Below are 12472 nucleotides of genomic sequence, written 5' to 3' on the forward strand. Positions count from 1 at the left end.
CTCTTGAAAGGATTGAACCAGCGAGCCACGCGATTTGCCTCGTGCGGCATACGCATGTCACTGTGTGGAACATGGAACCCCTTCGATCGACCTTGGAAACTCCAGCGCTTCGGCATTAATCCGCTTTTTGTATCGGCAACCATGCAGGCGCTTCTGGCCGGCCAGGTCGTCGCAGTCGGAGCGAACCAGTTCTATCTCGCACGGGTAGAAAAGCAGGCACCAGGGCGCCTATGAATATAAGATACCGATTGTCGCCACGTACTACGGCGCCGGCTCCGGCTTGGGCGATAAGGAGATCAACAAGGCCGTCAATGACTTCATCGATGAGGCGAAATCCATCATCGAAACGTTTGATGTCGGCGCCTCGCGCCAGCTTTGTTAATTGGATATCCTGCGATAAGCCCTTGGGAACGCCGATCGCTCCGGTGTGAAAAGGCTTTCTACGGCTTGCCTTTTTCGCGGCCAGCACATTCACTTGGTTGCAATCTAGGGCACTGAGTGCTGCAGAACCTTCGCCCGCTCAGCGTTCATGGCAAGCCCTACAATTGTTCCAATGACGCGACCGGACGGATCGACATATTTTACTCGTATAACTCAAATGGCCTTAGGCAGGCGTAGCATTTTCGTAGCGCCACGCCAACTTTGCGCTTTTGCCTCTCCCAAGACCCTGATCGCCTGCACAAGTCGAAAAGCAATCGCGAAACATCGGCCGAAGTCTGCTGTCGACCCCAAGCTAACTCCAATCAGACTAGCGACAGCGCGGCTCTTGAAACAAAATAATCGAGAAAATAGATTGTCGGCTGGCGCTGGATTCCGGGCGCCATCCTTGTTGATCACCAACGTTTTCAGTGAGGTAGCTATGAATGCAAATTTCAATCGTCCCGTATATCTTAAGGAGCGGGACAGCCTGGTTCGGGAGATAATCTCCCTGGCAGATGCGATTGACTTCCTTGAAGATTGGCCCGAGCGCGAGCGGGACATTACCCACGAAGCGACCCTTAAGACCTGCTACATGGCCCACGATGGACATAAGCCACTCGAGGTAGCTCGCGACGCCATTCGCGCGTTCGGGAATAAGAAGGGCATCTTGATGAAGCAGCCGGCAATCCAGCCGTGGATGATCAAGACCCCTGCCGGAGGCGGGCGCGTTTCCGCCTGATTGATTCGCACGAGTGGAGAGGCTGCGATCGCGGCCTCTCTCATGAGCCGTACCTGAGGCGACGCTGCGGTTGGCGCGACGCAGGCTGCTTGTACCTAGGCCTTTAGTCGCAGATGTACCCCCGACCTTGGTCCCATAGCTGGAATCTCCGGAACGAGTGGGTCTGCTGCGTATTTCTTCTGCGGTCAGCACGCCGGAGGAGACAAGATGAGCAGTGATCTGTGGGACAAGCCAATCGAGTTGATGATCGATTCCGATCATTTCCGGAGCGTCGGCAGCAGTCGTGATGCCATGGCGTACCTGATGACCTCTTGGCCCACGAAAGGCGGTAAGTCCTTTTCCGCTGCTCGGCGAGCCTGTCTCGGTGCGATCGACGGGAAGGTCGACAGCGCGACCGCTAAGGTCGCCTTCATTCGCGCGGCCCGGGAAGCCGGCATCCTCAGACCTTGATCGACGTTGTGTCTTCATTGGCATCATGCGGCCACCTCATCTGATCGCGAAGGATCTATTCGCCGCTGGGCGATGTCCGCGTATTCGGGATTGAGTTCGATCAGAATACTGCGAAGGCCAAGCTGCTAAGCGGCGAAGCCGACGGTACCGGCGCCGCCGAAGGGTTTCGAACACGACACCGGGCTCGCAGCCGAAGACTTCGCAAATCGGGCCGCAACCTTCGACAGCTCCGCAGCATGAGCAGATTGTCTTTGGCGCGCCTGCCTTGATGCAGCGCTCGGCGAGCGCCGGCGGGTCAAAAGTTGGTTGGAGGCCTCGCCCGGAATTGGCAATTGTAGCAGTTTCAATTAGGTCCTGTTGACAAAGTGGATCCCCCAATCATCTGAGGCATGATTCAAGACTGTCTTTTAGGAGACGGTTTTGGCTCGCGGCGACCTGACGGATATGGAATGGCGGATAGTCGAGGGGCTGTTGCCCACAGAACGCGGGAGGAAGTCTCGGCCCTCGCACGATAATCAGCAATATCTGAATGGCATGCTGCATGTTCTTCGGGTCGGCTGTCCCTGGCGCGACATGCATGAACGCTACGGAAAGTGGAATTCTGTCTATGTGCGCTTCCGCCGTTGGGCTGAGCAGGGTGTTTGGGATGCTCTCCTCGAGACCCTGGTCGAACTCGGCCTGACGGATGACTGGCAGCACATGATCGACAGCACCACGGTTCGCGGCCACTCTAAGGCTGCGGGCGCAAAAGGGGGACTTGTCAGGAGGCTTTTTGTAGATCAGGCGGCGGCTTTACGACGAAAATCCATGCCCGGTTAAGGACGCCCTCTCGGCTTCGCATGCCGCCAAGCGCTCATGATTGCTGGACATGTCTTGGAGCAGCGCTAGCGGCGGCTGTAAGCTGCAGAGCCACGAACAGCCAATGCAGAACGGTCGTAACGTAGCCGACGGCCAGCACATCGCCGACCACGAAAACGTCCCAGAATAGCAGGTTGCAGGAACCGAGGAGGATGTGAATGCCGGCCGCTGTCAGATGCGACTGGCGCCCTGGCACGGCGCGCCACAGCAACACACCAAGAATGAAGGCGAGGCCGTGCGCCTCGGCCGAGCCGATGGCGAGGTATGGCGCTTTGCTGAACATAGAGGCCACGGGGCCGGCTGCGAAGAAGCTGCCGGCGATATCCGCTAAGAAAGCGGCACTGGAGGCGAACAGCAAAAAGATCGCATTGGCGCGGAGTATCAGTGCGCATGTTGGGTTGGACATCGTGAGCTCCATTGATTGACAGGTTCTAAACAGGGCGCCTCTGAGAGAACAGCCGGCCTTCTTCATTCGGCCGCGATCGGTAGGCTTCGGGTCTGCAACAGGGCAGGCGCGAGTGCCTGCTCGTCGGCCTGCGCTGTCACGGTTGTCGACGGCGCCTTGATCCTGAACCAGGCGACGTAGAGCGCCGGAAGGAACAGCAGCGTGATCAACGTGCCGGCGATGATGCCGCCCATCATCGCGTAGGCCATCGGCCCCCAAAACACCTCGCGGGCGATCGGGATAAGGCCGAGGCTGGCCGCTGCGGCAGTAAGCATGATCGGCCGCATGCGCGTGATGGTAGCCTCGACGACGGCGTCCCAAGGCGCATGGCCCTGGCTGCGCAGCTCCTCGATCTGAACGATCAAGATCACCGAGTTGCGGATCAGAATGCCGATCAGCGCGAGCACGCCGAGGATCGCGACGAAGCCGAGCGGCGCACCGCTGGGGACGAGCGCGGCTACCACGCCGATCAGTCCGAGCGGTGCCGCCGCGACGACCAGGAACAAGCGCTGAAAGCTCTGCACCTGGACCATCAGAATTGTCGCCATGACGAACAGCATGAGCGGCACGACAGCGGCGATCGGACCCTGCCCCTTGGCGCTCTGCTCGACCGAGCCAGCGGTAGCGACGGCGTACCCCGCCGGCAGCTCGTCAACGAACTTCTCAACGACAGGCGCCAGTTCCGCCACCACGGTCGCCGGCTGCGCCGTGCTCACGATGCCGGCGCTGATAGTAAGCGTCGGCACGCGGCTGCGCCGCCAGATGACCGGCTGCTCGAGCTCGTAGCGGAAGGTCGCGAGCGCGGCCAACGGCACCGACTCGCCGCCGCGGGTCGGCAGCTGCAGGTTTTCGAGCGTGTCGATCGACTGCCGCTCCTCGGCGCGTGCGCGGCCGACCACGTTGACGAGATAGATGTCGTCACGAACCTGCGTCGCGGTGGTGCCGCTCACCGCCCGGTTCACCGCCGAGGCAATGTCCTCCGAACTGATGCCGAGCTGACGCGCCTTGTCCTGCAACACGTCGATCTTCAGCACCCGCGACGGCTCCATCCAGTCATAGGTGACGTCACCGAGGTTCGGGTTCTCGGCGATCGCCGCCGCGAGCTTCTGCGACAGCTCGCGCACGGTTTGGATGTCGGGGCCGCCGATCCGGTACTGCACGGGACGGCCAACTGGCGGTCCGAGCTCCAGGCGCTTGATGAAGGCGTCGGTGCCGACGAAGTCGCGGCGCAGGACCTCCTTGAGCCGCGCTCTCACCCGCTCGCGCTCATCCGACCCCTTGGTGACAATCACCATCTGGCCGAAATACGGGTTCGCCGGCTGCACATCGAAGGAAAGGACAAAGCGCGGCGCACCCTGGCCGATGTAGCTCGACCAATGGTCGATGTCGGGATCGCTGGCAAGCGACTTCTCGAAGCGCTCCATCTGTGCCTTCGTCTCGGCAATCGAGCTGTTCTGCTGCAGCGTCCAGTCGACGATCAGCTCGGGCCGGTCGGAGGCCGGGAAGAATTGGTGCTGGACGAAACGCATGCCGAAGAGGGCAAGCCCGAACGCCATGATCGTGGCAACTATCGTCAGCCAGCGCCGGCGCATGGCGAACAGGAGCATTGCCTTGAAGCCGGCATTGACGCGGCTCGGCTTGCCGTGATGCGCCTTCATCGTCGCCGGCAGCAAGGCCACGCCGATCAGCGGCGTGAACAGCACGGCGACGATCCAGGAGATCAGCAGCGACAGCGCGATCACCACGAACAGGGTGAAGGTGTATTCGCCTGGCGCGCTGCCGTTGAGACCGATCGGGATGAAGCCGGCGACGGTCACCAGCGTGCCCGTCAGCATGGGAAATGCCGTCGAGGTGTAGGCGAAGGTCGCGGCCTTCTTTAGAGAATCGCCGTGCTCCAGCCGCGACACCATCGTCTCGACCGCGATCATGGCGTCGTCGACCAAAAGGCCGAGCGCGATGATTAGGGCGCCGAGCGAGATGCGCTGCAGCGATATCCCGAAATAGGCCATCGCCATGAAGGTCATCGCCAGCACCAGCGGGATCGACAGCGCGACGACGAAGCCGGCGCGCATGCCGAGGCTGACGAAACTCACCGCCAGCACGATCGCCACCGCCTCGAACAGCGCCTGCGTGAAGCCGCCGACCGCTTCCTCGACCACGACCGGCTGGTCGGCGACGAGATGCACGCCGATGCCGGCCGGCAGCTCTTTAGCGATCTTCTCCATGCGCTCTTCCAGCGCCTTGCCGAACTCCAGCAGATTTCCATTCGTGCGCATGCCGATGGCAAGACCGATCGCCGGCTCGCCGTTGAAGCGGAACATGGGCTGCGGCGGGTCGGCGTAACCGCGGGTGACGGTGGCGATGTCGGCCAGCCGGAAGAAGCGGTCGTTGACCCTGAGGTTGATCGAACGCAGGCTCTCCTCGTCGGTGAATTGTCCGCCGACACGCACGCTAATACGCTCGGGGCCGGATTGGATAATGCCCGACGGCGTGATCGCGTTCTGGCCCTGAAGCGTGCGCAGGATGGTCTGCTGGTCGAGGCCGAGGGCGGCGATCCGGCGCGTCGAGAATTCGAGGTAGATCACCTCGTCCTGAACGCCGACCAACTCGACCTTGCCGATGTTGGGGATGGTGAGCAGCTTCGCGCGCACGTCCTCGACGTAGTCGCGCAGCCGGCGCATGCCGACGCCGTCCGAGGTGAAGGCATAGATGTTGCCGTACACGTCGCCGAAACGGTCGTTGAAGGACGGCCCAACCGTCCCCTGCGGCAACTAGGCGCGTATGTCGCCAACCATGTTGCGGACCTGGTTCCAGATTGCCGGAACATCACGCGCCTTGGTCGAGTCCTTGAGGTTGACGAAGATCGTGGTCTCGCCCGGCGTGGTGATGGAGCGCGTGTAGTCGATCGGCTCCAGCTCCTCGAGCTTGCGTTCAATGCGGTCGGTGACCTGGCGGATCATCTCTTCGGCCGACGCGCCGGGCCAACCGGCCTTCACGATCATGGTCTTGATCGTGAAGGTCGGGTCCTCCTCGCGGCCGAGGTTGATGTAGCTCATCACGCCGGCGATCGTCGACGCGATCATGAAGTACCAGACGAGCGACTTGTGCCGGAGCGCCCATTCCGAAAGGTTGAAACTGCCCATCGCGCTCAGTCCTCCGAGATCCTGACCAGTTGTCCCGGCTTCAGGCTGTGTACGCCGGCGACGACAACCTGGTTGCCGTCGGCGATGCCTTCCGCCACTTCGATGATTGCGTCGCTGCGCGCGGCGATCTTCACTTCGCGCAGCGATACCTTGCTCGAGGCCGGGTCGATGACCCAGACCATCTGCTTGCCATCGCGCTCGACCAGGCCAGAGGCCGGCAGCTCGACATGCGAGGCTGTCCTGCGCTCCGGCGTGGCGGTGACGATCGTGCCCAACCGGAAACTGCCGGCGGCGGCGCCCAGCGAGATGCGCAGCCGGCGCGTGCGCGTTGCCTGGTCGGACTGCGGCGCGATCTCGCGCAGCATGCCTCCGGCGACGATCGTGCTCTCGACCTGCAGCGCAATCTCGAAGGGGTCGCCCGGCGCGAAGGCGCCGGCGAGCTCGTCGGGAACGTCGATGACGGCCTCACGCGCGTCGGAGCCGGCGACGGTGACGACCGGCTGGCCCGGTGATGCGACCTGGCCGACCTCCGTCTGCACCGAGGTGACCACGCCGTCGAACTCCGCTGCGAGCACTGTGTAACCAAGCTGCTCCCTTGCCTTGGCGAGCCTGGCGCGGGCGTCGGCGAGCCCGGCCTGGGCGGTCGAGAGCGCCTCTTGCGCAAGCTCGACCTGCATCTTCGAGGCGACGTCGCGCTTCGACAGGACGCGCATGCGCGCGGCGCTGGCTTTAGCATTGGCGAAGCGCGCCTCGGCGAGAGTGACTTCCGCTTCCGCCGCCCGGGCAGCAAGCTCGAGCGCGACCGGGTCGAGCCGGGCGAGCACATCGCCCCTGCGGACCAAGGCGCCGACCGCGGCGTTCTGCTCCACGACGCGGCCAAGCAGGCGAAAGCCGAGGTTCGCCTGGGTGCGCGGCTCGATGGTGCCGGTGAAGGTCGAGGGATCGCGATGCGCAGAGCTGGCGACGACGGCGAGGACGGGCTGGACCTCGGGCTCGGCCTCTGCCTTCACTTGCCCTTCCTCGCAAGCGGCGAGCGCCAGGATCAGGCTTGCGGAAATGATCAGACGCGGCTTCATGACTTTGCTCCATCGGCCAATTCGACCTGCTGTCCCGGCCGCAGCAGCTGCGAGCCCGTGGTCACCACGATCTCGCCGGGCGCGAGCCCGTCGCGGATGAACACCTGTCCGGCGTCATAGCGGTCGACAATGACCGGCCTCAGCTCCACCGTTCGCGCGACGGGATCGACAATCCACACGGCCGCTTCTCCTCCGCTCAAGGTCAGCGCCTGCCACGGCAATACAATGACCTTGCCGGATCGGAATTTCGCAACGCCGCTCACCGCGGCGCCGAACGCCATCGAGGGCGGCGGGCTGGTGAGGGCGACCCTCGTGACGACCGTTCCGGCGGCACTCAGCGCCGGCGAAACTTCGCGCACCGTGCCGGTCGTCCTGACGTCGGGGTTGGAGACCAGCGCAACGGCGACAGAGGGCTCCTCCGGCTCGCGCGAGAAGATCGACTCGTTGACGCTGAAGACGGCATCCCTGGGCCCGTCGCCGGCGATGGTGAATACCGGCTGCGCTGCCTGCACGACCTGCCCCACCTCAACATTACGGGCCGTCACGATTCCCGCGATCGGCGCACGCAGCTCGGCGTGCGCCAGCTGGTCGCGGGCTGCATCGAGTTGCGCCTCGGCGTGGTCGAGCGCGGCGTGGGTCGTGCGCATCGCCTCGTCCGCCTGGTCGTAGGCGCGGCGCGTGGTGATACCGCCGGCGAGCAGCGCCTTCTGTCTGGCGAACGCGGACGCCGCCTGGCTGTGCTGTGCCCTCGCGGCATCCACGGCCGCCTTGGCTGAGGTGACGCTGGTCTGCAGCTCGGCGGGGTCGAGGCTGGCCAGCAGCTGACCGGCCTGGACGTGGTCGCCGACGTCGACGGCGCGGCCAACGACACGGCCGCCGACGCGGAAGGCCTGCACGCTCTCGACCTGTGGCCTGATTTCGCCGGTCAGCGTTACCGTCGGCGTGTGGTCGGTAAGCTCGACGGCGATTGCGCGCACAATTTGCGGCGGATGGGCTGGCGCCGCCTCATCCGAGCAGGCGGTGAGGCTGGTCGAGGACAGGGTCAGGCATGCGATGATGCGGCATGCAGCGGCGGCGTGTGGCAGCGTGCGCATGGAGACTTCTCCCTTAGCGTTTGAGCTCGTTGCGCGCCGCGTAGCCAATCTCGCTGCAAACGAGACCGATGTCGCGAAGCGGGCGATCGTCGAGCAGGCTGAGATCGCGCTCTGCGCGGCGCTGGCGAAACTCGGCATCAATCGTGCGCGAAAGCGACGTCAACGCCGCTGCAACGAGGCGCAGGGAGGTCTTGAGAGTGTCCGGCGCGGGCCCGGATCCGGCTGTGTACGTCAGGGACGTCTTCCTTCTTGTGTGTTGCCTCGCGGTGCGGCCGCGAGTGGCGTCGTCGCGCCGTGGCCCACGGCGCCGGCGTCCGCCGAGGCGCCGGCCTGCAGCGGGAATTCGAGAGGCGGATGTATTTTATTAAGAAAGAAACAACTTTCTTTCCAATAAAAAGAAAGCCTTTTCTTTCCGATTGTCAACTGATATTTTCCTGAATGCGACCGAGGCCGGCATGGCCGCTCGCCCCGCCCGACAGGAAAGGACGTTCTGGAATGGATCAAAAGGCAACTGGCGGATCGCAGCGCAGCGGCTCGGGCCGGCTCTCCGCCGAGGAGGCCGCGCGGTTGCCAGACCGGCTGCTCGACGCGGCGATGGCCGTGTTCCTCGATCAGGGCTACGCGCAGACCACGATGGACCGCATCGTGCGAGCCGCCGGCGCATCGACCAAGACCGTCTACAGCCGCTATCGCAACAAGAACGAGATTCTGACGGCCGCCGTGCGAAGGCTGATGGAAAGCGCCGTGCCGAATCTGATCAGCGAGCTCGATGCCGAAGTCGACGAGACCGAGCCACGGCTATTCCTCATCAAGATCGGCGAGCGGCTCGCCACACTCGCCACGGCGGAAGAATCGCTCGGTATCTATCGCCTGGTCGTCGCGGAGAGCGGTCGTTTTCCCGGCCTGGCCAAGCTCTATGGGGAAGGGTCGGGTCGCGTCTTAGCCTTCCTCGCACGACTATTTGCGCACTGGCACGAGAGCGGAAGGTTGCCGTTCTATGGCGAGCCCGCAAGCGCTGCCGCTGCCTTTCTTGATCTTGTCGTCGCCACGCCGCGCAACAAGGCCGTCATCGGTATGCCGCTCAGTCGCGCCGCTCTGAAAAAACATGTTGCGGCGGCAGTAGACATATTTTTGCGTGGCTGCGGACCGCAGCCAAGGGCAAACCCCTCGGGACGCAAAAGGTGATCTCCACTCCGTTACTGCCCGGTCTGACTCATCGGCAAACTATCGTTATCGGCGAGCACCTAACCTTGCCTGCTGTCGTCTCCAGCGCGTTCACAGGGTTCGCCGACATGCCTCCCGTCTTTGCGACAGCGTTTCTCGTCGGCTTTGTCGAGTGGACCTGTATAGAGGCGTTGCGACCCCATTTGAGCTCTGGACAACGGACGGTCGGAGTACATGTCGATCTGAGCCATTCCGCCGCGACCCCGGTCGGCATGGCAGTTACGGCGGACATCAAGTCACTGTCTTTTTCGGGTCGAGCACTGCGGTTCGGAGTCACTTGTCGGGATGAGGTAGAAGTCATTTCCGAAAGTTACCATGATCGTTTTCTGGTCGAGAGCGATCGCTTCATGGCACGTGTTGCAAGGAAGGCAGCGTAGAGGAAAGGCGCGTTGTAACGGTCCCATGGTTGAAACGATGACTGCACTTAGGTCGTGAAGCAGAAGCTCGAGGTTCCGCTGCTGCTTGGCATCGACGCTGTTGAACCTCCACTCGAATGCTGAGACCTGCAGGAGGCAAAGGTTGACCCGAAGCTGACCTCATTTCCGCACACCAGATGGTGACTTAGCGCCTCCATCCCCGACATACTTGCATCCTAGAGATTCCCAGAAGTGGACATCTCGGCGGATCATCGAGGCGGCAGGTTTGCACGAAAAGTGGATGCAGGCTCGACCGCCATAAATGATCCGGGAATGGGCGAGTTGCCGCTTCTCACCTTGAGATGGTCCACAGGCCGGCCATCCGGGATATCCGAATCTTCCTCATTTCCATGGATCGCTCTTAAGGCCCTTGGACACGCCCAGCATGCCTTCAGCGAAATGCCAGCACATCGTTGACCCCTCACCTTCGAGTTACGGCGCCTGGAGTTATTGTATTACCTGCTCTCAAACAGTACTACCGAGACGGGAACAATAAGCACGGAAGCTGGCGGTGATCGCCAAGGGACGAGTGAAGGAGCTTTTGGCCGAAAAAGGCTTGCGGGTTATGTTCAGTGGCGCCGTGGACCGTACACCAGTGCACCGGCCGCTCGTCAACATCTGTCGAACGAATGAACGAATGGGGAAGAGATCGGGAAGACGCTGCTGACAGAAGGCTTCGCTCGCAGTTGGAGCCCCAAGCGGCGCAACGACTGGTGCGATAGATTCTCAGTACGAGACCGTACGCGGAACCTTACCAATCACGTCTGAGTTTGAGCAGCAGGAAAGCGCGGGTGTTCCTCCTGTGCGATCCAGTGTTGTCAACTGCCCCGCTTCGGCGGGGCTTTTTTTAGGGCAGCGCTCGTCTTTCGTTAGTAGGGATGCCCGCTCGAACCCTCCACTTCACGCACCCGATCATGCAGCAGATAGCGGCGTGTCGGCAGCCATGCGGGCTCACGCACCTTGGGAATTGACGGAGCCGCCTGGAAGAAGACTAGGAATGACGCTGCGGCCGCGCGTGAAAGACCCTGCGCATCGACGACTTTAAGTATCGGCTTACTGATCAGCCGAATGGCTGGTTCGGATCAAGGCCGACTGGCCGATCCTGCTTAACCTCCGCCTGGACCCGTTCGAGCGCACGGGCCTCGGGCCAAAGCTCTTTGCAAAGGATTGGTGGGCCTACGAGTTCTGGCGCTACGTCTTCCTGCAGCAGGAGGTGGCGAAGGCCGCTCAGACCTTCCTCGACTTCCCGCCGATTCAGAAAGGCTCAAGCTTCAATCTGGAAGCTTTGAAAGGGGAGCTGGACAAGAGAATGGCCAGTCAGGCGGCGCGGTAACAGACGCTTGCTCGCCAAATCAAGGCGGGCGCCATCAACGCGCCCGCCAATGGCTGCCTGCCCGAGGGGCAATTCAGGCACCGAGGCCAACCCCCATTTCCTCCTCCCGGCGTTCCTCACATGCCCCTGCGGAAACGCAAGATGGTGGCATTTGCAACCGGGGACGCGCCGGAGAAGGGTCGCATGACGACGCGCGCGCGTTCCGCTCCCCTTCCTCTCCGTACGGTAGCGGACCCCTTCCGTTAAAAAACGGAACATCGGCAACTCCTTCAGGTTGGGCCTCTATCTCGAACGTCCAACAGCAAAGGCGAAACCGATGATTTTGAGAATTCTCGCGACTTCGACACTTGCCCTGGCCCTGGCGACCTCAGCCATGGCACAGACCTCCGGCACATCAGGCGGCACGTCAGGCACGTCCGGCAGCGGCACGTCGGGCAAAAATACCAACAGTGGCAACAGCAACGGCACCGGCAGCAACATGAACGGCAGCAGCACCAACGGCAGTGCGACGGACAATAGCTCGACCGGCTCGATTAACGGCAAGGGCAATCCCTCCAGCAGCACCAGGACTTCCGGCTCCTCCGGCGGCGACCCCAACGATTGCCAGCGCACGACCGGCAGCGGCACCGGCAACCCGGCACCGACGCCCTCGGTCAACTCGCCCCTACCCGACGCCGCCAACGCCTGCTGATGCTCCCTTGGCAGCAGCGGCCCGACTCGCGGCAGATGAGCGTCTGCCGCAAGCCGGGTGTGCGTCTCGAACACTGATGAGTGGATGCCGCAACACCTCACTCCTTCTCGCAGCGTTGGAGATCTGAAAAAGGAGGCAGCGCCGGCTCCTTCCTGCAACGCTAGACTCGGCTGTCAGGTCCGCATCCGATTGGTCCTTGGCATTCAACCACACGTATCGGTAGTCCATTGACTGCCATCAGATCCTGATATCGTGTACTGTGACCAGATGTCGAAATCGGGGATCAGCGGACATGGGCGAGTAGGGCTTGCCTAAGATCTCAGCCCGGTATGGCAACACTGCCATCGCGCGGCTTAGCGGGTGGCGGTGGCGGTTACATCGCCAGCGAACAACGGCCGTGCAGGCAACTGCGACCATATCTGTCTGCTTCATCTTCAGGCTCTATCGTGAAATCCGCGTCGAAAGGATGATCGACGAGAGCGTCCGCTCGACGCCCTCGATCGTGCCGATATCGTCGATCATCTGGTCGAGTTCGGAGATCGATGGTGCGGCGATGATGGCGATCAGGTCGAAGCTGCCACTG

Annotated in this window: 10 protein-coding genes and 4 pseudogenes; 8 read left to right on the forward strand and 6 right to left on the reverse strand. The window is 62.4% G+C overall.

The annotated features are described in order from the left end of the window. The 4 genes and pseudogenes from AC13QO_RS29170 to AC13QO_RS29185 form a co-directional block, all read left to right on the forward strand. A pseudogene (locus AC13QO_RS29170) lies at window positions 1-234 on the forward strand (hypothetical protein); the annotation flags it as partial. Between the two features lie 625 nt (window positions 235-859). Continuing rightward, on the forward strand, window positions 860-1159 hold the full coding sequence (locus AC13QO_RS29175; protein WP_085781877.1) for a DUF982 domain-containing protein: 300 nt from the start codon (window positions 860-862) through the stop codon (window positions 1157-1159). Between the two features lie 207 nt (window positions 1160-1366). Beyond that, window positions 1367-1609 carry a DUF982 domain-containing protein gene (locus AC13QO_RS29180; RefSeq protein WP_085781878.1) on the forward strand — a complete coding sequence of 81 codons (243 nt, stop codon included), beginning with the start codon at window positions 1367-1369 and terminating at the stop codon, window positions 1607-1609. A 420-nt stretch (window positions 1610-2029) separates the two neighbouring features. Further along, window positions 2030-2442, forward strand: a pseudogene (locus tag AC13QO_RS29185) (IS5 family transposase); the annotation flags it as partial. 20 nt (window positions 2443-2462) lie between these two features. On the opposite strand, the gene AC13QO_RS29190 reads toward AC13QO_RS29185, so the two are convergent. From AC13QO_RS29190 to AC13QO_RS29210, 5 genes and pseudogenes are all read right to left on the reverse strand, one after another. Further along, window positions 2463-2873: a hypothetical protein gene (locus AC13QO_RS29190; protein ID WP_285196246.1), complete on the reverse strand. Its 411-nt coding sequence runs from the start codon at window positions 2871-2873 to the stop codon at window positions 2463-2465. 62 nt (window positions 2874-2935) lie between these two features. Further along, window positions 2936-6055, reverse strand: a pseudogene (locus AC13QO_RS29195) (efflux RND transporter permease subunit). Between the two features lie 5 nt (window positions 6056-6060). Next, window positions 6061-7131 (reverse strand): efflux RND transporter periplasmic adaptor subunit, encoded by a 1071-nt coding sequence (locus AC13QO_RS29200; RefSeq protein WP_488542665.1) that lies wholly within the window; start codon window positions 7129-7131, stop codon window positions 6061-6063. Next, the gene (locus AC13QO_RS29205) at window positions 7128-8225 is read right to left on the reverse strand and encodes an efflux RND transporter periplasmic adaptor subunit (RefSeq protein WP_488542666.1); all 1098 of its coding nucleotides are present in this window, start codon (window positions 8223-8225) and stop codon (window positions 7128-7130) included. The genes AC13QO_RS29200 and AC13QO_RS29205 overlap by 4 nt, the downstream gene beginning before the upstream one ends. 13 nt (window positions 8226-8238) lie before the next feature. Next, a complete protein-coding gene (locus AC13QO_RS29210; RefSeq protein ID WP_488542667.1) occupies window positions 8239-8388 on the reverse strand; it encodes a DUF1127 domain-containing protein in 150 nt (49 codons plus the stop codon). Between the two features lie 332 nt (window positions 8389-8720). Between AC13QO_RS29210 and AC13QO_RS29215 the strand changes: the two genes are divergently transcribed. The 4 genes and pseudogenes from AC13QO_RS29215 (at window position 8721) to AC13QO_RS29230 (ending at window position 11889) form a co-directional block, all read left to right on the forward strand. Then, on the forward strand, window positions 8721-9410 hold the full coding sequence (locus tag AC13QO_RS29215) for a TetR/AcrR family transcriptional regulator (protein ID WP_488542668.1): 690 nt from the start codon (window positions 8721-8723) through the stop codon (window positions 9408-9410). Between the two features lie 107 nt (window positions 9411-9517). After that, window positions 9518-9826: a thioesterase family protein gene (locus AC13QO_RS29220; protein WP_488542670.1), complete on the forward strand. Its 309-nt coding sequence runs from the start codon at window positions 9518-9520 to the stop codon at window positions 9824-9826. Window positions 9827-10364: 538 nt separating this feature from the next. Beyond that, window positions 10365-10633, forward strand: a pseudogene (locus AC13QO_RS29225) (hypothetical protein); the annotation flags it as partial. An 881-nt stretch (window positions 10634-11514) separates the two neighbouring features. After that, window positions 11515-11889 carry an oxidoreductase gene (locus tag AC13QO_RS29230; protein WP_488542669.1) on the forward strand — a complete coding sequence of 125 codons (375 nt, stop codon included), beginning with the start codon at window positions 11515-11517 and terminating at the stop codon, window positions 11887-11889. Window positions 11890-12330: 441 nt separating this feature from the next. Here AC13QO_RS29230 and AC13QO_RS29235 read toward each other — a convergent pair. Then, window positions 12331-12472, reverse strand: a 142-nt coding sequence (locus AC13QO_RS29235; RefSeq protein WP_488542671.1) for an Lrp/AsnC ligand binding domain-containing protein, incomplete at its 5' end; no start/stop codon positions are given.

This window comes from Rhizobium sp. CNPSo 3670 (assembly GCF_057784555.1).